General features: G+C 55.3%; 10 protein-coding genes. 3 read left to right on the top strand and 7 right to left on the bottom strand.

Features of this window, described 5'->3' with window-relative positions; all coding sequences use genetic code 11:
- Positions 1-95: 95 nt before the first annotated feature.
- The 4 genes from BMW93_RS05965 to BMW93_RS05950 form a co-directional block, all read right to left on the bottom strand.
- On the bottom strand, positions 96-1,184 hold the full coding sequence (locus BMW93_RS05965; RefSeq protein ID WP_090374517.1) for a Gfo/Idh/MocA family protein: 1,089 nt from the start codon (positions 1,182-1,184) through the stop codon (positions 96-98).
- A gap of 143 nt (positions 1,185-1,327) precedes the next feature.
- Positions 1,328-2,374, bottom strand: coding sequence for a glycoside hydrolase family 43 protein (locus tag BMW93_RS05960; protein ID WP_090374279.1), 1,047 nt, complete (start codon positions 2,372-2,374; stop codon positions 1,328-1,330).
- Positions 2,375-2,395: 21 nt separating this feature from the next.
- Positions 2,396-4,210, bottom strand: a complete 1,815-nt coding sequence (locus tag BMW93_RS05955) for a RagB/SusD family nutrient uptake outer membrane protein (RefSeq protein ID WP_090374278.1) — start codon at positions 4,208-4,210, stop codon at positions 2,396-2,398.
- 7 nt (positions 4,211-4,217) lie between these two features.
- Positions 4,218-7,439 carry a TonB-dependent receptor gene (locus tag BMW93_RS05950; RefSeq protein ID WP_090374516.1) on the bottom strand — a complete coding sequence of 1,074 codons (3,222 nt, stop codon included), beginning with the start codon at positions 7,437-7,439 and terminating at the stop codon, positions 4,218-4,220.
- 281 nt (positions 7,440-7,720) lie between these two features.
- Between BMW93_RS05950 and BMW93_RS05940 the strand changes: the two genes are divergently transcribed.
- From BMW93_RS05940 to BMW93_RS05930, 3 genes are read left to right on the top strand one after another with little or no spacing between them, the layout of a single operon-like run.
- Positions 7,721-11,896, top strand: coding sequence for a hybrid sensor histidine kinase/response regulator transcription factor (locus tag BMW93_RS05940; protein ID WP_090374276.1), 4,176 nt, complete (start codon positions 7,721-7,723; stop codon positions 11,894-11,896).
- A 25-nt stretch (positions 11,897-11,921) separates the two neighbouring features.
- Complete coding sequence (locus BMW93_RS05935) at positions 11,922-13,877, top strand: sialate O-acetylesterase (RefSeq protein ID WP_090374275.1); 1,956 nt, start codon at positions 11,922-11,924, stop codon at positions 13,875-13,877.
- Between the two features lie 40 nt (positions 13,878-13,917).
- Positions 13,918-16,026 (top strand): alpha-glucuronidase family glycosyl hydrolase, encoded by a 2,109-nt coding sequence (locus BMW93_RS05930; RefSeq protein WP_090374274.1) that lies wholly within the window; start codon positions 13,918-13,920, stop codon positions 16,024-16,026.
- Positions 16,027-16,042: 16 nt separating this feature from the next.
- Here the strand turns inward: BMW93_RS05930 and BMW93_RS05925 are convergent, their stop codons facing one another.
- The 3 genes from BMW93_RS05925 to BMW93_RS05915 form a co-directional block, all read right to left on the bottom strand.
- Positions 16,043-17,740: a GH39 family glycosyl hydrolase gene (locus BMW93_RS05925; RefSeq protein WP_090374273.1), complete on the bottom strand. Its 1,698-nt coding sequence runs from the start codon at positions 17,738-17,740 to the stop codon at positions 16,043-16,045.
- Positions 17,741-17,803: 63 nt separating this feature from the next.
- Entirely contained in the window at positions 17,804-19,387 is a 1,584-nt protein-coding gene (locus BMW93_RS05920) for an SLC5 family protein (protein WP_090374272.1), read from the bottom strand.
- A 7-nt stretch (positions 19,388-19,394) separates the two neighbouring features.
- Positions 19,395-20,405: a GntR family transcriptional regulator gene (locus BMW93_RS05915; RefSeq protein WP_090374271.1), complete on the bottom strand. Its 1,011-nt coding sequence runs from the start codon at positions 20,403-20,405 to the stop codon at positions 19,395-19,397.
- Positions 20,406-20,452: the final 47 nt, after the last annotated feature.

The following is a 20,452-nucleotide window of genomic DNA, read 5'->3' as shown; positions in this document are numbered from 1 at the left end:
TAGATGTTGAATTAAAGCTTGAATGACGCAATTTAGCTTGCTTTTTTGAATTTGAACATTTGATCAAGCTAATGCAGAAGTCCTGGGCCGCCTGCCTATATCTTCACGCTCTTGCCCGAAGCCACCGATTTGTAGATCGCCTCCACCACGCGGATATCGCGCAAGCCTTCCTCACCCGGAGCGATCAGGTCGGTGTTATTCATGATGGCCAGACAGTCTTCGTCCATTTGTTTCGCCTGCTGGCTTTTGATCGGGAAATTAATAATCGTTCCGTCCGACATACTGCCTTTATTGCCATTGTAACCCGACTGCGGTTCCATTTTCACCCAGCCTTTTTCGTAGTTCACTTGCAGGTAGTTCATATTAATGCCAAAACTCGTCTGGCAGGCAGCCCGGGCGCCGCTGGGGAAATCGAGCATGAACATCATCGTTTCTTCCACCTCCTTGTAAATGTCCGGGCGGGTGGTTGAAGCCTGGGCGATCACGCTGATGGGTTCCTCGCCCGTGGCCAGGCGCGCGCCTTGCAATGCGTACACGCCCATATCGCCCATGCAGCCGCCTCCGAGCGCTTTTTTCTGCTTCCAGTGGTCGGTGCGGGCGTCGAAATATCCTGCTGCGCTGTTGACCATCTTCACTTTCCCGAATTTCTGCTCTTTCGCCACTTTCATATAGGCCTGAATATTTGGGTCATGCTGGCAGCGGTAGCCGATCGCCAGTTTTACCTTGTTGCTTTTACAAGCCGCGATCATCGCCTCGCAGTCGGCCACGGACGGCGCCATCGGTTTCTCGCAAAACACGTGTTTGCCCGCTTTCGCAGCCCTCACCACATATTCGCGGTGCATCGACGGTGGCAGCACCACGTACACGATGTCGATATCCGGGTTTTTAGCGATCTGGTCGAAGTTCTGGTAGTTGTAAATGTTCTTGTCGGGAATGTTGTACTTGGCTTTCCATGCCTCGGCTTTGGAAGGCGTGCCGGTTACGATGCCCGCGAGGTAAGCCTTTTCGGTGAGTTGCAGCGCGGGTGCGAGCAGGTCGGTGCTGTAATAGCCCAGGCCTACGAGCGCAATGCCGAGTTTGTCCTTTTTCGGCGAAGTGGCGGCGATGAGCGGGTTACCGGAGAACAATGTAGCAGCTCCCGCGAGTGTTAATGTCGATAAAAAATCGCGTCTTTCGATTTGCATAGCTTGTATGAGTTGAATGCTTGGAATGAGGTTTCCGGTATGAAATGCGCCGGTACAGCCTGTAAAAGCTCGTACCGGCGCTTCTATCCCCAAAATATTCACATTATTTCCGTTTGGAGCACGACCGGGACGATCGCGCTGGCTCAGGGCACGATCGGGGCGATCGCACCGTCCGCGCCGCGTACAAGCTCCCGTACCTTCACATTGCGCAGGTGGGTTTTACCTGAAATCTCCGAATCGTGGTAAAAAATGTACCATTTCCCTTTGAACTCGACAATGGAATGGTGCGTCGTCCAGCCCGTTACCGGCTTCATGATCACACCTTTGTAAGTAAAAGGCCCGTAAGGCGAAGCGCTTTCGGCATAACAAAGCAAATGCGTGTCGCCGGTAGAATACGAAAAGTAGTATTTGCCATTGAACTTGTGCATCCAGGCGCCTTCAAAAAACCGGCGGTCGTGGTCGCCGCCGAGCAGGGGCTTACCGTGTTCGTCGAGTATCTGCACATCGCGCGGCGCTTCGGCGAATGTGCGCATATCATCGCTCATTTTAGCCACTTTGGCACTCAATGCAGGTTCTTTGTCGTGGCCCTTGCCCAGGTCGGTAGACAGCGCTTTGTCATACTTTCCCGAATGCCACCGCTGCAATTGCCCGCCCCAGATCCCGCCGAAGTACATGTAAGTCTGTCCGTCGGTATCAGTAAAAGCGGCCGGATCGATGCTGTAACTGCCCGGTATCGGCTTTGGCTCCGCTTTGAATGGTCCCGCGGGCGATTTTGAAGTGGCTACACCGATCCTGAAAACGTCCTCCTTGTCCTTGGCGGGAAAATACAGGTAATAAGTACCATTTTTGAATGCCGCATCCGGCGCCCACAGCTGGCGCCCCGCCCAGGGAATGTCCTTCAAATCGAGTACAACGCCGTGATCGGTCACCTTACCGCCGATATTGTCCATTGAATACACGTGGTAATCGCGCATATTGAAATGCCCGCCTTCGTCGTCCTGCGGCACATTGGCCTCGATGTCGTGGGATGGATAAATGTAAATTTTATTATTGAAAACATGCGCGGACGGGTCGGCGGTGAACAGGTCGCCGATCAACGGCTTCACTTTGGTTTCCTGGCCGTAGCCGGTGCCCGGGCTGGCGAGGGCCAGCAGCACGGCCAGTCCGGCGGGTAAAAAGGTGCGGATCATAAATGGAGTGATTAACAAGGTTTAATATCCGGAATTTTGTACAAAAGCAGGGCCATCCACCACTCTATCGATCTGCGCCTGCGGGATGGGCCTCAGCATATTGAAATCCTTCACATAAGGCGCCGCCTCCTGGTTCCATTCCTGCACGCGGCGCACGAGGGAGCGTGTACGTACGAGGTCGTGCCAACGCTGCCATTCGCCGAAAAACTCGCGGCTCCGCTCGTCGAGGATGAAGTCCAGCGTCACATCTTTGGCGGCGATGGTCATGGCCGCCGCTGCCGCCGCGTTCTGCGCGGTGGTATTACTCTTGCGGAATGCCGCACGTTGGCGTACGACGTTGATCAAAGCGGCAGCCTTCGCGGCGTCACCGGCTTTGAAATATGCTTCCGCGCCCGTCATATATACGTCCGAAAAGCGGTACAGCACACACGGACGCGTGGAAGGGTCGTTGAAGTTCGCCCCGCGGCTCGGGTCCATGAATTTTTTCAAAGCAGGAAAAATACCATTGTTCCAAAGGCTCGGCGGCACGACAATACCCTTGAACGGGCGATTACCAATAAACTGCGGCGCCCCCGGCACTTCGTAATCGGGCAGCCACACGGCGGTATCCTGGCCTACCACGGTGGTGTAGCCGATCCCGCGGCTGTTGTTGGCCGCATTAGCCGCATTGGTAATGGAGGTATTTGAAATATACACCGTGTAAAACGAGTTGGCAAAACGCGAATCCACGTCGCGGTTGGTAAAGGCCTGATCGAGAAAGTAGTTTTTGCCCGCGCGCGGGCCGGTGGCCCATTTGTCGGAATTCGGACGCATGCGTATGTACGGGCGGCCGTAGTACGAATCGCGGATCATGCCGGAGGTTCCGCTGTTTACAAATGCGCCCGAGGCATTCCTGAACGAATTGATACCACTGTTGTTCGGATAATTCCAGTTGGTAAACCACGGGCTCAGGTTCTGTGCCGCGCCGCCGCCTGCCGCAGCCCCTACGCTGTAATAGCCGTATTTCGGATCGAGTACGTGGTCGCTGACGAACATGGTTTCCTTGCCATAGTCGTTCGCAGGCACGAATGCATCCCCGTAATCCTGCCAGAGGTCGAGCGCGTAAGCCGATTTGTTGGCGATGATCTCGTCGCACAATGCGGCTGCCCGGGTGAAATCGGCGGCGGTGTTGTTCAGCCAGCCGTGGGTGAGGTAGGCCTTCGCGAGCAGAAATTGCGCCACGGGCTTGGTAGCCGCCTTGCCCAGGAACGGTGCGGTAGGCTGGTTGGGCAGGTCGGCCGCGGCTTCGGTCAAATCTTTAATAATCAATTCATAAACCTGCGCCGCGGGTTGCCGCGACGCGGCCTGCGAAGGCACGGTGATAAATTCCGTGTGCAAAGGCACATCGCCCCAGGTTTGCACGAGGTAGAAATACCAGAATGCCCTCAGGAACTTGGCCTGTGCCAGATACTGCTTGCGGGTCGCCTCGGGAAGGTCGGTCGTCTGCCCGTATTGCAGCACGCCGTTCAATGTGTTGATATCCTGGAACGCAATGCCCCAGGCCGAACCGAAGTTACTGCCGTTCAGGCCATTGTAGGTGTAAGGAATGGGCGTACCGGCGCTAAGGCCCTGGATAAACTCGTCGGTGCCTGCCTGCATTTCGACGGTGAAGCCCTCGGTGCCCCATTGGCTGCGGATGTCGTTGTACACCCCGGCAATGCCGCCGAGCACGCCCGACGGGCTGTTGAAATACGAAGGTACGATCTGGGATTGCGGATGCTCTTCGAGCACTTTTTCACACCCGGAGCTCAGCAATGCGACCGTCCCGGCGATGATGAATATTTTGATGGATTTCATAGTCGGATCAGAATTTAAGGTTTACGCCTACGGTGAATTGCCTTACCGGCGGGTTGTTGAGGTTCACGGCGATCTGCCGCTCCGGTGCGCCGCGCTCGCTCGCGCCCTGCGGATTAAGGGTCGATTGTCCGCTGGCATAGCTGTTACCTTCCGGGTCGACGGCGAGGTTATCTTTCACGAGCGGCGAATAGATGACGAACGGGTTAGTGAGGTTGACGTAAATGCGTGCCGATGTCGCGCCGATCTTTTTGACGATATCACTCGCGAACGTGTACCCGAGGTTGATGCTCCGGCATTTGATGAACGAGCCGTCGTAATACCCGAGCGTAGAACCGAAGTTGGCGACAGCGCTGCTCGCATCAGGGGCGGGGAATGCGTTGGTGGGGTTGGTGTCGGTCCAGTAATCCACTTTCACCTGGTTCACACGGCCCTGGTTGAAGAACGCGAACCCGCCCGAACCCGTGGAGTTGCCGGTCAGGTATGGTACAAGCACTTTCATGCCCATCCGAGCATAGGTAACGATCGACGCGTCGAAGTTTTTGAAACTGAAACGGTTGGTAAGCCCTCCCTCCCATTTAGGCTGGAAATTACCCAGGATCTGCCGGTCGCCCGCGTCGATTTTACCATCCGCATTCAAGTCTTCGACGCGGATTTGCCCCGGAAATTGTACCGGCGAGGTTTGTTTGGCCAAAGTACCATTCTCGGCGTCGCTGAGCTGCCAGATGCCCAGTTTTTTGTAATCATAAATCACCGAAAGCGGCTGCCCTACGAACCATCCCGCGCCAAGATTGGCCTTTTCCTGTGGCGTAGTAAGCTGCGTGATTTTCTCGCGGTTGAAAAAATAGGTCGCGTCCACGCTCCAGTTAAAGCCTTTCGGTTTTCGTGCTATCTCAAAAGTAACGGCCACTTCCAGTCCCTTACCCTCGGTTTTACCGAGGTTTTTCAGGGTAGAACCGGCGCCGTTGCTCGGTGGAAGCGGTACCGAGAGTAGAATGTCCTTGGTTTTCTGGTGATACCAGTCCACCGAACCGGTAATGCGGTTGTTCAGGAAGCCGAAGTCGACGCCGATGTCGACCTGTGAAGTCGATTGCCAGCTCAGGTTGCTGGCCGGGAGACTGGTAACGGTATAGGCCAGCTGCTGCCCCGCGGTGCCGGTCCCGAAGTTGTAATACCCCGCCGATAATGCACCGAGCGTCGAATAGGCGCCCACGTTCCGGTTGCCCGACACGCCCCAGCCACCGCGCAGTTTCAGGTTCGAAACAAAGGCAATGCTTTTCATAAAATTTTCCCCCACCGCATTCCAGCCAAGGCCAATAGCGGGATAGTTGAAATACTGGTTACCGGGTGACAATGTCGAAGAACCGTCGCGGCGCAATGTCAAAGTGAGCAAATAGCGGTCGTCGTAGCTGTAATTGAGCCTTCCCATGTAAGAAAGCAGGCCGGTTTCGGAAAAGGAGTTGCCGAAATCGGAGTTGGCCACAGGCTGGCCGGATGCCAGCGAGAAGTTCGAAGTCTTAATGTAATCGGCGGGAACACCGGTCACGGTAAAGCGGCTGCCAAGCGAATGGTTTTTGGTGTATTCGTACAATGCGGTGAAGCCCAGTTTATGCTTGTCGGCAAATGTTTTATCATAATAAAGCAAATGTTGCAGGTTCACGTCCCAGTACTCGGTGTTGCTGATCTCGGCTGTGGAAGAGGACTGTACGGTCGCGGAATTGAAATACGTCAGCGGGCCGTTGTAGCCGTTGTAATTCGATTGACTGAAATTCAACCCCGCGTTGAACCGGTATTTCAAACCCGGCAGGATATTCACCTCCGCGTACAGGCTGTTGAACGTGCGCACCGAGCGTGTGCGGCCAAGGTACGAGTCCTCCTTGGTGAGGATCGTGAGCGGGCTCACCCCGGCGGCGTCGATCGAGCCCTCGGACGGGAATGTGTTCACGCTGCCGTCGGCATTGTAGGGCGATGCCAGCGGCGTAAGGCGCACAAGCCCTCCCGGTACCCCGCCCCCGCCTGGCGTGTTCTGGTAAGTAAGGGTATTCAGCGTATTCAAGCCGATTTTGATGTTTTTCCCGATCCGCTGGTCGATGGTCGCACGGAGGTTGAAGCGCTGGAAATTCTGGTTGGGAATGATGCCCGTCTCATTAAAATACCCCAAGCCGAGCGAATACTGGGTGTTTTCGACACCGCCCTGCATACCGAGCTGGTGGTTGGTCATGAAGCCCGGCTTGTAGATCAGGTCCTGCCAGTCGGTGGACACGCCCTTGTCCAGTGCTTCCTGTTCTTTCGGGGTAAGCAGGTAACCCGATGTTCCCGGGCTGGTACGGTTGTATTTGGCGGCATCCGCTTTGAACTGCGCATATTCGGGGCCGTTCATGACATTGAATTTGCCCATAATGCGGGTTTCGCCGTGGTAGCCGTCGTAGCTGAACACAGGCTTGCCGATTTTCCCTCTTTTGGTCGTCACCAGGATCACCCCACCCGCGCCACGCGAGCCGTAAATGGCGGTTGCCGAGGCGTCCTTCAATACTTCCAGGCTCAGAATGTCGTCGGGGTTGATGTCGTTCAGCCCGCCGAACGGGATGCCGTCCACGACCACGAGCGGGCCGTCGAGGCCGTCGCTCGATCCCGAACTGGTCGTGAGCGTGCGGTTACCGCGGATGCGGATCTGCCCCTGCGAACCGGGCGTGCTGCCGTTGCTGATAATGGAAACGCCTGCGGCACGGCCTTTGAGCTGGCTCACGAGGTTGGGCGCGGGCACCTCTTTGAGCGTCGATTCGCTCACCGAAACCACCGAGCCCGTCACGTCCCGTTTGCGCTGCGTGCCGTAACCCACCACTACCACTTCTTCCAATACCTTATGATCGGGTGCGAGCGAGACATTCATGATTTTCTGATTCCCGACAACCGCCTCTTTGGACGCATAACCGACCAGCGAAAACACGAGTACCGTATTTTCGTTATCCGGGACCTGGATTTTGAAATTTCCGTTCTCATCGGCACTGGTACCGCGTGCCGTACCTTTTATCAGGATACTCGCGCCGGGAAGCCCCTCTCCCGTCTCCCCCGTGACTTTCCCGGTCACTTCCACATCCGCGGCGATATGCCGTCCGTTCCGATCCGCTTCCGATGCACGGGCGATGCCGGCATGGCCCAGCGTGACGGTCAGCATGAGCGACCATCGAAACGCGCAGAGCCGGTTTCTCTTGTTCAGTAAAAAGTAGCGCATACGCTTGCAGGGTTTTTGTTGAAAATTTTTATTTGTCATTTTGACAATATATTTTTAGAACATAATGATTCCAATAATTTATAGTAACCTGACAATGGACAAAAGTAGGGCGCGCATGAGGCTGGCCGTGAGCACATTTGTTCAAAGTATGGGAACAAATGTTCAAAAAGAGGCTAAAACTGACGGATTCATGGACAAAGTTGCATTTAACCTATCCTGGGGGAAGGAGAAAAACACGATTTGTTCGTCTTTACTAATGACCATCCATTAAAACATCGGCATTGAAACCATACCGTTCGCTTCTGCTATTCCGGATATGCCTGCTGCTGCTTGTTGCCAGCCCGGGAGGGATAGCCGTCGCCCAACACGAACCGCCCCGATTCACTGCGATTACCTCGATGGACGGGCTCTCGTCCAATACCGTCACCGCGATCCTCAAAGACCGGCACGGACTATTGTGGTTCGCCACCGACGACGGCCTGAACAAGTTCGACGGGACCGGCTTCACGGTTTACAGGCATAAGAAGACAGATTCGACCTCCCTTAAATCCAACGACGTTTCGGCGCTCTTCGAAGACCGCACCGGCCGCATCTGGGTCGGGACGATCACCGGCTCCCTGCATTGGTACGACCGCCGGAAGGATTCGTTCGTCAGGATCAAAACTTACCACAGCATTAACTCGATCTGCGAGGACGGGCAGGGGAAAATCTGGGTAGGCACCACCCAGGGCCTCGTTACGATCGACCCTGCGACATTCCGCGTGCACACATTTGCCTCCGTCGCGCACACACCTGCGCAGGTGGCGGGCATGCATGTACACCGGGTCTTCCGTGACGCGAAACAGCAAATGTGGGTTGGTACGGGCAATGGTCTTTTCAAATATTTAAGTAAACAAAACCGGTTTATCCCCGTCGATTACCGGGGTGCACGAAGCTATGAAAATGGTTCGGAATTTGTGACGACCCTGCGTGAAGACAGCTCCGGCAGCATATGGATCGGTACCCAAAACGGGCTGTTTGTCCTCTCCGAAACGGGTAAACCCATGCGGCATTACAGCTACCATCCGGGGAATAGCGGTTCGATCAGCAACAACATGATTTTCGCGATTAGTCCGCAAGGGCGGGATGAGGTGTGGGTAGGCACCGACGGCGGGCTGAATATCATCGACACACGCACGGGACGCATTACGCTTCATGCGCCGGACCCGCGCACGCCGTTCAGCATAACGAACAAGTCTATACGCAGCATTCTTACCGACGCTTCCGGCATTACCTGGATGGGTACTTACAAAGGCGGCGTAAACAAGTATGACCGTAACCTTACGCTTTTCGGGCTGAAACGCTGCGATCCTTACGACCCCTACGGCCTCAGCGCACCGTTCGTAACCTCCTTCGCCGAGCATCCCGACGGCCGCATGTTCGTAGGTACCGACGACGGCGGTGTAAACCTCTACGACCGGAAAACCAACCTGTTCCTTAAATACCCCATCCATGCACGAAACAAGGCAGCTTCGGCCGGTCTCGCCGTCCTGTCCCTGAAACTGACCGCGCCGGACGCGCTCTGGATCGGCACATTTCAGGACGGCCTTTTCCGGCTGGACCCCGCCACCGGCCGGTACGAACAATTCACGCAGGGCCCGGAAGCGGGCTCGCTCAGCAACAACAACGTTTTTTCCCTTACCCAGGACAAAAAAGGAAGGCTGTGGGTCGGTACCAACGGTGGGGGCGTGAATGTTTATCACCCTGAAACAAAGCAGTTTGAAAGACTTTTTAACCAGAATATCTCGCTACCCCACCGCATTATCCCCCTGAATGCCTACATCCGCGACATTGTGGAAGACCGGCACGGTAAAATGTGGATCGCTTCGCACGGCACCGGCATCGCCGTTTTCGATCCCGAAAAGCGCACCTCCCTGCTACTGAACAGGGAAACCGCCGCTTTGCCGAGCAACAATGTGCTGACGCTCCTGGAAGACAGCCGCGGCAACATCTGGGCCGGTACCGGTGGCGAAGGCCTGGCCCTGTTCGACCCGAAAACGCGCAAATTCGTCCCGTTCGGCGTGAACGAAGGGCTTTCGAGCGGGATGATCAACAAAGTTTTGGAAGATGCACAGGGGCGTATTTGGGTGAGTACCAATGAAGGGATCAGCTTTTTTGATATACATAAAAAGAAATTCACCAACTACACCACGCATAACGGGCTGCAAAACAACACATTCGCGTTGGGCGCGGGTGCGCGCACCTCCGACGGAATGCTCTTTTTCGGCGGCATTGCGGGCTTCAACTACATCGGCACCCAGGCCCTGAAAAGAAACCCGGGACAAATGCCGGTCCTGCTGCGGGAATTGAAAGTCGGGAACCGCACGGTAACTTCCGCCGATTCGGGGATGATCGACGCCGACATTTCCGTGGCGCAGTCGATCCGGCTGGACTACAAGCAGAATTTTTCGATCGGTTACGGCGCACTCAATTATACCAACCCCGAGCAGACGGCCTACCGGTACCGGCTTGTGGGGCTGCAAACGGAATGGCAGCAGGCGGGAGGGGCTACCACGGCCAGCTATACCAACCTCAGTCCCGGCGAATACCGTTTCGAAGTGCAGGCCAGCAGCGACGGGAGCGATTGGAGCTCTCCACCGGCGGCCGTCGCCATCACCGTGAAACCGCCGTTCTACCTCACCATTTACGCCTATATTTTTTACATACTCGCGCCTGTTGCTGCGGTGTACCTGATGCGGCGGCGGGGCATTCGCCGGCTGCACCGGAAGTTCAGGAAAGAGCAGGCACGCCGGGAAACCGAACGCAAGCAGGAGCTCGACAGGCTGAAAATCAAGTTCCTCACCAACCTTAGCCACGAATTCCGCACGCCTATTTCGCTGATACTCGCGCCCGTAGAAAACCTGCTCGGCCAGGAAACACAGCAACAGCCGCAGCTTTCGGCCATCCGGCGCAATGCGAAGCGGCTGCTGAATCTGGTTGACCAACTACTGGATTTCAAAAACTTGCAGGAACAGGAGCTGAAAGCCGACCTCCGCCGCGCCGACATCGTGCCTTTTGTCCGCGACGCCTGCGATTCGTTCAGCGATCTGTCGCATCGAAAGCGCATCCGCTTCACATTCGACAGCGCGGTAGAACATTTGATGATGGATTTCGATGCCGGAAAAATGGAACGTATCCTTTTCAACCTGCTTTCCAATGCATTCAAATTTACGCCCCAGGGCGGCGAAGTGGCGTTGCAACTGAGCTGCGGCACCGACGATGCAGGGCAAAACCGGCTGTATATCAAAGTATCCGACACCGGCATAGGCATTTCCCCGGAGCATTACGAAAAAATCTTCGACCGGTTCTTCCAGGACGACGGCGACGCGTCGGTGCTCAACCAGGGCAGCGGGATCGGGCTGTCGATCGTGAAGGAATTTGTGCAAATGCATGGCGGCTCCATTACCGTCGCAAGGAACGGGGATAAGGGCAGCGTTTTTACGGTTGGCCTTCCTTGTGAAATTTGGGTCTTCAACCCGGTCGAAATTGCGCCTGCGGTTCCCTTCCCGGACATTGGCCGCCCCGAAAACGAACCCGCTCCAATATTACCGCAAACCGGGAGCAGCGCATTACCGGGCAACGGTTTGCCGGGCAACGACTTGCCGGGCAACGACTTGCCGGGCAACGGTTTGCCTCGTATACTGATCGTGGAGGACAATGCGGAGTTCCGGCATTATCTCAAAGAAAACCTCGAAACCCACTACCGCGTGCTGGAAGCCGCCGACGGCAAAGAGGGCTGGCAGAAGGCATTGAGCTACCACCCGGAGCTGATCGTGAGCGACATCGCGATGCCGGAAATGGACGGTCTGACGATGAGCGAAAAAATCAGGGCCGACAAGCGGACGAGCCATATCCCGATCATATTGCTCACCGCGTCGAGCGGTGAAGAGCAGCAATTGAAGGGCCTCAGCTCCGGCGCGAACGATTACCTGACCAAGCCGTTCAATTTTGAAATACTGAATGTCAAGATCAATAACCTGCTGCTGCTCAACAGGCTGCTTAAAGATTTGTATTCGAGGCAAATACAAATGACCGGCCGGAATGAAGCCATCGAATCCGGCGATGTGAAACTGCTGCGGGACATGCTTTCCTACATCGACGACAACCTGAATTCAACCCAGCTCAGCGTTGAAAATCTCGCGCGCCACGTAGGTATGAGCCGCGGGACGCTTTACACCAGGGTGCTGGAAATCAGCGGACAAAGCCCGATCGAATTCATCCGGTCGATCAAGCTGGAAAAGGCAGCGTTACTGCTCGAAAAAAGCGATATGAACGTATCGCAAATCTCGTACACAGCCGGTTTCGCGACGCCCAACTATTTTACCAAGTCGTTTAAGGCCAGGTTCAACATGCTGCCTTCGGAATACAAGGCCATGAAACGGAAGCCTTTTTATATCCATCAAATTGATTTACCCTAACTTAAACACCGTCGGATTGATCCGGATGAAAATTCTGAGACTTCTTGTCCTGCCGCTCCTTTACGCAGCCGTTCCCCTGCACGCGCAGATCCGCCTGCCCAAACTGATTTCCGACCATATGGTTTTGCAGCGCGACCAGCCGCTTACAATCCGGGGTTCGGCGTCGCCGAAAGAACGGGTCAGCCTTCAATTTGACCAAAAAACCTACAAAACCTCCGCCGACGCCGACGGGAAATGGGAAATGTCACTCCCGCCGCATGCCGCCGGCACAGGCTACTCCATGGTGTTGAAAGGCCGGAACGAAATCCGCATTACGGATATCGCATTCGGGGATGTGTGGCTTTGCAGCGGGCAAAGCAATATGGTGATCAATATGGAGCGCGTGAAGGAGCGCTATCCGAAAGAGATCGCCTCAGCCGATTATCCCGAAATCCGCAATTTTTTCGTCCCTACCCTCACCGATCTGAACGGCCCGGCAGGCGATTTCCCGAAGGGCAGGTGGGAAACCGCAGTTCCCGAAAACATCCTGGGCTTTGGCGCCGTCGCTTATTTCTTTGCAAGAGAGATTTATGAAAAACACAAAGTGCCGATCGGCATTATCAACAGTTCCGTAGGCGGAACGCCCATTGAGGCCTGGATCAGCGAGGGAGGTTTCACGGATTTTGAAGACATTCGGAAAACCATCATGCAGAACAAGGATACGAGCTACGTACATGCATGGGCGCGCAACGTAGACGCAAACCCGCAAGAGCGTGTAACGGACGCGGGCAGGACGGAACATTGGGAAGGCAATTCCTACCAGCCCAAAGGATGGAGGAATTTCAATATCCCCGGTTACTGGGAAGATCAGGGACTGAAAGCGCTGGACGGCGTGGTATGGTTCAGGAAATCGATCGAAGTTCCGCCGCATTGGGCGGGAAAAGCTGTAAAACTCTACATGGGGCGCATTGTGGATGCGGATGAAATGTATGTCAATGGCCGGAAAGTCGGCAATATCACCTATCAATACCCGCCCCGGCGGTACGAAATCCCGGCCGGTCTGCTCAAAGCCGGGCACAACAGTTTCGTGGTAAGGGTTACGAATACATCCGGCAAAGGCGGTTTCGTGCCCGACAAGCCCTATTTCATGACCATCGGCAGCGACACCATCGATTTGAAGGGCACCTGGCAATACAAAGTCGGGGCCGTATTTCCGGCCGCGCAAAGTCCCGGTAAGCCCCGCCTGGTACAACAAAACCAGCCCACCGCGTTGTATAATGCAATGGTCGCCCCTATTTTATCCCTGAAAATCAAAGGGTTCTTATGGTACCAGGGCGAATCCAACACCGGCAACCCGGAACCTTACAATGCATTGCTTCCGGCGCTGATCCGCGACTGGCGAAAGCATTGGCACGACGACCGCTTGCCGTTTCTCGTCGCGCAGCTGCCCAATTTCCAGGACATCGACTACACCCCGGCTGAGAGCAACATTGCACTGCTGAGGGAGGCGCAGAACAAGGCGCTCACATTACCCAACACCGCCGTAGCGGTTACGATCGACCTCGGGGAATGGAACGATATCCACCCGCTCAACAAAAAGGACATTGGTAAACGACTCGCGCTCGCTGCCCGCCACCTCGCGTACGGGGAAAAAGACATTGTTTACTCCGGCCCCGCGCTGAAATCACACAGCATTGAAAACGACAAAATGATATTGACTTTCGATCATGTCGATAAGGGCATTGTCGCATCCGACGGCGAGGCCCTGCGCTGGTTTGCATTAGCCGGCGACGACCGGAAATTCTTTTGGGCCGAGGCCGAGATACTGGGAAAGGACCGGATTGCATTGCGCAGCGGACAGGTCAAATCGCCCAAGTATGTCCGCTATGCCTGGCAGGATAACCCCGAGGGTGTCAATTTTTATAATGCTGCGGGGCTGCCTGCCTCGCCTTTTCGGACGGATGGACAGGATTCCGGCACATTAAAAGCGGAAAACCGGTAAGCCGCCACCCTTTACATACATTTTTTAACCATTGAAATAAATGAAAACCTGGCCCCTGCTTTGCTTGCTTATTGCCTTATCCGTTACCTATGCATCCGCTGACGACGGTTACCGCCTCTGGCTGCGCTACGAGCGTATCGCCGACCCGGCAGTCCGCGCGGCATACGCCAAAACTTTCGGCTTTATAGCTGTTTCGGACAGTGGCGATATCGTTCATAATGCGGCCAGGGAGCTGCAAACAGGGATTGGCGCGATGACCGGCAAGCACATCCCAATCGTCAAAACCGTGCCGAAAAACGGGCGGGGCATCCGGCTGAGCCTGTCCGGCGCTTCCGATGTTACGCCGGTCAGCGCCGATAGCTACGCCATTAGCCTGGAAGGCGGGAATGTGGTGATCAAAAGCGCGGGGAATACCGGGTTGCTTTATGGAAGCTTTGCGTTATTGCGGCATTTACAACAGCATTTGCCGGTCGAAAAAGTCGTCACGCAGAGCAAGCCGAAGGTCCAGTTGCGTATGCTCAACCATTGGGATAACCCCGAAGGCACCATCGAGCGCGGGTATGCGGGATCGTCGTTGTGGAAATGGTATGAGCTACCCGAGACCGTCGATCCGCGGTACGCGGATTATGCACGGGCTAATGCCTCCATCGGGATCAACGGGACCGTCGTGAACAATGTAAATGCCAGCGCGCGCTTCCTGACGGCCGAGTACCTGCATAAAGTGGCCGCATTGGCAGGTGTTTTTAGAAAATATGGTATTAAAACCTATTTATCCGTCCATTTTGCCGCGCCCAAAACGCTGGGCGGGTTGAAGACCTCCGATCCGCTCGATCCGGAAGTGCGAAAATGGTGGACGGAAAAAACAAAAGAGATTTACGGCATTATCCCCGATTTCGGAGGTTTTTTGGTCAAAGCCAATTCCGAAGGCGAGCCCGGCCCGCAAGATTACGGGCGTACCCATGCCGACGGCGCCAATATGCTCGCCGAAGCCCTCGCGCCATTCCACGGCGTCGTGATCTGGCGGGCATTCGTTTACAAGGCCGATCCTAATGCTGATCGTTTCAAAGCAGCCTACGACGAATTTGCCGCGCTCGACGGAAAGTTTGCCCGGAACGTGATCGTGCAAGTCAAGAATGGCCCGATCGATTTCCAGCCCCGCGAGCCGTTCTCGCCGCTGTTCGGCAACATGCCACGCACGCCGCTCGGCATGGAATTCCAGCTCACGCAGGAATACACGGGTTTCGCGACGCATTGGGTTTACGAAGCGCCTATTTTTAAAGAATGCCTCGATTCGGATACTTATGTGAACGGCAAAGGCTCGACGGTGGCCCGTATCGTGGACGGTTCGTTGCACAACTATCCATTGACCTGCGTGGCCGGTGTGGCCAATACCGGTTCCGACCGGAACTGGACCGGCCACCCGATGGCGCAGGCCAACTGGTACGCATTCGGGCGCCTGGCCTGGGACCACACGCTCAGCGCGCAAGCCATCGCCCGCGAGTGGACGCAACTCACCCTGACCACTCATGCCAAAGCCGTTGCCACGGTCAGCGACATCATGCTGCGGTCACGGGCTATTTATGTGGATTACAATACGCCGCTCGGCCTTTCGCGGCCTTGGACGGGCAGCCACTACGCACCCGAGCCCTGGCAAAACCGCAGCTCCCGCCCCGACTGGACGGCCATCTATTACCACCGCGCCGACAGCCTGGGCCTGGGCTTCGACAGGACGGCAAGCGGCAGCAATGCATTGGAACAATACCGGCCGGAAGTGCGTCGCGCCTGGGAAAATGCGGAAACCTGTCCGCTCCCATATTTGCTTTGGTTTCACCACGTTCCTTGGTCGAAAAAGCTCAGTTCCGGCAGAATCCTCTGGGACGAACTGTGCCACCGGTTCTACACCGGCGCCGATTCGGTGCTTTGGATGCAGAAACAGTGGGACGGCGCGCAAACCGCCATCGATCCCGCAATCCACGCCGACGTGACCGGCCGCCTTGCGAAGCAATACAAGGAAGCGTTATGGTGGCGCGACGCGTGGATATTGTATTTGCAAACCTTCTCGAAACAGCCGGTTCCGGCCATTTATCCAAAACCCGAAAGGACATTGGAAGAGGTAAAGAAGAGTGTTAATGTGTATTTGATGAGGTAATTATCACTAATTTCCCTCACCACTTGAAATGCAGCAACGACACGCCCTGGCGTGGCAGCTGCATTTCCACGGTTGCAGTGCCATTCTTCGGTTCGATCCATTGCGGCGAGGTGAGCAATGCGAGCTGCCCTGCCTTTTCGAGTGTTCTTATCTGTTCCGCGGTCGGCTGTTTGGGCGAGCCCATGGCTTTCCAGGCTTCGTAAGAATTGCTGTTTTCCTTGTCGATGCGGTAGTGGTACAGCATCATTTTCTGCGCCGGCAACCCTTGTACCGACACTTTCACGGTCGCATCCGGCGAGGGCACATTGTCATCGTGGTAGTTCCACACCATAACCGCCGCCGAGTTGGCGCTTTTGGAGGCAATACCATTGATATCAGCCTCTTTGCGAATGCTTTCGTCCCTTACCCGTTTGAAATCATAGGCCAAATTTTGCTTCACTTCCACCCGGTTTCCTTCCATCATGCCAAACATCCGGAACACATTCAGTACCGGCTTGTCGACGCCATTGGTAGCGAGGTCGCGGAACCCCCGGAACCATGCCTGGTCCTCGAACTCGAACGACCAGCTCACCGCGCCCAACAAGTTCACGCCCCGCGCTTCGGCGAGCTCGTATTTGCGGGCAAAAGACGCCGCCGTGTAGCTCGAATACATGGTACCGTTGCGGTAGGCATTCTGCGGGCTCACATCCTCCGAGCATGCCGCGCAGCCCTCGGGGTCGGATTCGCCGATGATGATCGGCAGCTTTTTGAGCGCCGGGTAAGAGGCTACGATCTCGAAACCCTTGTCCAGATCGCGCAACTGCGTGCCCATGTTCATCTGCACATGGCCTTCCACGATTTTGGGCGCGCCTTTGGCGTGGTAGGTGATGAAATCGACCGGCGTACCGGTTTTTCCGGTCACGTAATTTTTACCGGCGGTCACGTGGTCGAGGAATTTTCGCATGAATGCCTCGGACTTGTCCCAGGATGGACCGGTCACTTCCGGCCCGCCTATTTTGGCGGTAGGCAATGCGCGCTTGACGGCGTCGGCGGTGTAGTCGTATAGTTTAATATATTCGTCGACAGTGCCTTTCCAGTAACTGATATTCGGTTCATTCCAAAGCTCCCAATACCAGCTTTCCACTTCCTTCCTGCCGTAGCGGGCTACCGAGTGTTTTACCCATTGGTACACCAGCTCCGCCCATTTGTTATAATCGTTGGGCGGATAGGCCCAGCCCAGGTAAATATCGTTGTAATTATCACCCGGCTTCCAGTGGTGGCGGTATGGCTCGGGTTTAGAGGAAAGCGCCTGCGGCATGAAGCCGATCTGGGCAATGGGCTTCATGCCCCGCTCGATGTAGGTATCGAAAATTTTATCGACGATCTTCCAGTCGTACACCGGTTTTCCTTGGGCATCTTCCGTGTACGCATTGGTGGAGCCCCATTTAAGCGCCGCTTCGCCGTCGCCCGTCACGAGCAGGCTGTGCGCACGTACATACACGGGGACTTTGCTGAATTGCGAGATTTCCGTCAGCAACTTTTTCCCGTCCTTCATATAGGTGTAATTAGGCTCGTCGTAGCCGAAAAATGCCCAGATAGGCTGCATCGGGGCTTTTATCTTGGCCAGGTTGACGTCGATCACGACGGGTTGCTGCTGACTGAAAACAGGTGTGGACAATGTCGCGCCCAGGGTGGCGGCGTGGAGCAGGGCAAGCTTGGTTCTTTTGAAAAACATGTGACTGTATTTAGGCGATAAGGAAAGCCTGACGGTCACAAAATCTATCCGGGAAACCCGTTATTACCTGAATAAAAAATAAAGGCACCCCATCAGCACACCAATGCAAGCCCAGCCCAGCCATACCTTCCGGCGGTCGTAATGCGGCTGGGAAGCGTAAGTTTCCCCCAGGGTAGGCAACGATGCGGTAGTTTGTTTCCCGGGAAAAAGCTGGGAGATTACAGCCATGAAAATCATCAGAAATGCCGTAAGCAGGAACGTAAGCAACATGAAATGCGGCCAGAATGCTTTATGGGGAAAATCGGTGAGCTGCATGGTGCCTGCGCACAGGCACAGGGGCGTACCCAGGTATAATGTGAGGTTAGCGGCGCGACTGGTCGCCTTTTTCCAAATCACACCCATCAAAAACACGGTGGTGAGCGGCGGGGCAAGGTAAGTGCCGACAGCCTGCGAGAGATCGAAAAGCCCCTTGTCGACGGTCGACAGCAGGATCGACATCATCATCGCGACGAACGACGAGCCGATGATCACCATTCGCCCGACAGCTCGGAGTTTCCGTTGCGACGCATTAGGGTCGATGATTTTGGAATAAACATTCAAAGAAAAGACCATACTGAATGCATTGATTCCCACCGCAACGTCGTATACCAATGCCGCGATGAGCGCCGCGAGCGTAATGCCGACGAGCCCGACAGGCAGCAGATTGGCCGTCATCACGAGGTAAGCGTGGTCGGGGTTGGCGAGGTTAGGGAACAGAATGTAGCAGTAAATGCCGGGTAGCAGGAAAATGAAGGGTACCAGGGCTTTGAGGGCGGCCATGAGCATGGTACCATATTGGCCGTGCTGAATGCTTTTGGCGGCGAGGGTTTGCTGGACGATGGTCTGATCGGTACACCAATACCATATTCCCACCACAGGATAACCGAGCAATACCGCGTGCCAGGGGTATACGGGGTCGTCGGACGGGCGGAAAATCGTCCAGAACTCCTTCGGCGACCGGCTCACCACCTCCCCGATGCCGCCAATGCGGTCGATGGCGATTATCCCGACGATCAATGCCGCGACCGTCACCACGACGGATTGCAGCACGCCCGTCCTGGCAATGGCGCCGAGACCGCCTGTGGCCGTAAAGCTCGTGGCGAGCACGGTAGCTCCTACCGCCGCCATCCAGAAAGGCACATCGAGCAGCTGCGCGATCACGAGCCCGCCCGTAAGCAGCACAAAACTCACCGAAACGATGAGCGTCGAAATCATGGAATAGTAAGTCAGAAAAGTAAACGAGCGCTGCCCGTAGCGCCTAAGCAGGAATTCGGGCATGGTACTCACTTTCGTGGCAAAATAATGCGGCACAAATACCATCGCCAGCAGCAGCAGGAACCACCAGGCGAGCCAGTCGAAGTTGGCCGCGACCATGCCGGTAGTGTAGGCCATGCCGCCGTAACCCACCAGCATTACGGGGCTCACATTACTGCTGAAAATGGATAGTCCGACATTATACCATTTCAAAGACCGGCCGCCGAGGAATAGGTCATTAGCAGTCTCGATGCGCCGTTTACGGGAAAAATAAAGCCCTACCCCAACCAGAATGGCCAGGTAAAGCACGATAATGCCGGCATCGACACCGCTGAGGGCCACTTTTTCGCGCATGGGACCGTCACAAGGTTTTTCTGCGGATCAGCACATTGGGCAGGATCACCTGAATCCGCTGCTTTTGCATAATCGACTGCCCGGCAAGCTTGCCCATCAGCGCAAAGTCGGTTGAGTACGTGGTGATGTCCACAAACTCCTTGGCAGGTTCGTCGTTGACCGACAGCAGCCCGACGTCCACACCCATTGTGAGCTTTTTGCCCTTGCATTCTTTCAGGATCGACCACATCGTATAGTTGTCGAGCGTGAAATAGGCTTTCCCTTTCTCGACCGAACCGGGCACAAACTCGCTCACGATCTGCCCCTTAATGGCGTAATCATGCAGAAACCGCTTGAACGACGACACGATTTCCTTCGGGTCGAGGGATTTGGGAGAATGATAAAAAATAAACTCGTCGAACTCCCTGATCTTATCCGCAAGCGTTTCGAGCACCGCGTAGGTGGAACGCTCGAATTCCTGCGCGATGTAGCTCACCTCGCCATCGAGCTGTTCAAACCGGTCGAATATGAGCAGGTTGCTGCGCGGAACGGTTTCCAGGATTTCCTTCGTCCTGCGGTGCGGGATCGGCGCTACCACGTACATGCCGTATTTTCCTTTGATCTGGAACAATGTACTTTCGAGCACATCGATACTGCCGTGGTGGAAGAACACGTCCAGATGCACTTTCTTCCCCAGTTCCTGCCTGAAATTCCGGTAAAAAAGTTCTTCGAATGTATCGAGATTATACATGATCAGGGCCACTTTCATGAACTGGTCGGTCTGGGCATTGGTCACATAATACCCGATCCGGTTTTTGGATTCGACCACTCCCCTGTCCACCAGTTCGCCGTACCCCTTCCGGATGGTCTCGCGGGAGAAGTTCAGCTCCTGGATCATCTGGTTCACCGACGGCAGCAAATCATTGGGTGACACGATCTTCTGGTCGATGGCATTGATGATCCCCGTGACGATCTGGTCGTGTTTGGAATAGGACGTTACCTCCCGCAATTCCTTTATTTTATCAAATATGCTCTCCATTCGGCGGTCATTACTGCGTAAAGCTAAAAAAGTTATTTATTGACTAA

The sequence above is a fragment of the Dyadobacter sp. SG02 genome (assembly GCF_900109045.1).
In the GTDB taxonomy this organism is placed as follows: Bacteria; Bacteroidota; Bacteroidia; order Cytophagales; family Spirosomataceae; genus Dyadobacter.
Note: the sequence above shows the minus strand (reverse complement) of the source record. Positions and strands in the feature narration are given on the sequence as shown.

Coding starts and splice junctions, on each gene's coding strand:
- BMW93_RS05965 (WP_090374517.1), bottom strand. CDS start 1,184: ATGCAAATCGAAAGACGCGATTTTTTATCGACATTAACACTCGCGGGA.
- BMW93_RS05960 (WP_090374279.1), bottom strand. CDS start 2,374: ATGATCCGCACCTTTTTACCCGCCGGACTGGCCGTGCTGCTGGCCCTC.
- BMW93_RS05955 (WP_090374278.1), bottom strand. CDS start 4,210: ATGAAATCCATCAAAATATTCATCATCGCCGGGACGGTCGCATTGCTG.
- BMW93_RS05950 (WP_090374516.1), bottom strand. CDS start 7,439: ATGCGCTACTTTTTACTGAACAAGAGAAACCGGCTCTGCGCGTTTCGA.
- BMW93_RS05935 (WP_090374275.1), top strand. CDS start 11,922: ATGAAAATTCTGAGACTTCTTGTCCTGCCGCTCCTTTACGCAGCCGTT.
- BMW93_RS05930 (WP_090374274.1), top strand. CDS start 13,918: ATGAAAACCTGGCCCCTGCTTTGCTTGCTTATTGCCTTATCCGTTACC.
- BMW93_RS05925 (WP_090374273.1), bottom strand. CDS start 17,740: ATGTTTTTCAAAAGAACCAAGCTTGCCCTGCTCCACGCCGCCACCCTG.
- BMW93_RS05920 (WP_090374272.1), bottom strand. CDS start 19,387: ATGCGCGAAAAAGTGGCCCTCAGCGGTGTCGATGCCGGCATTATCGTG.
- BMW93_RS05915 (WP_090374271.1), bottom strand. CDS start 20,405: ATGGAGAGCATATTTGATAAAATAAAGGAATTGCGGGAGGTAACGTCC.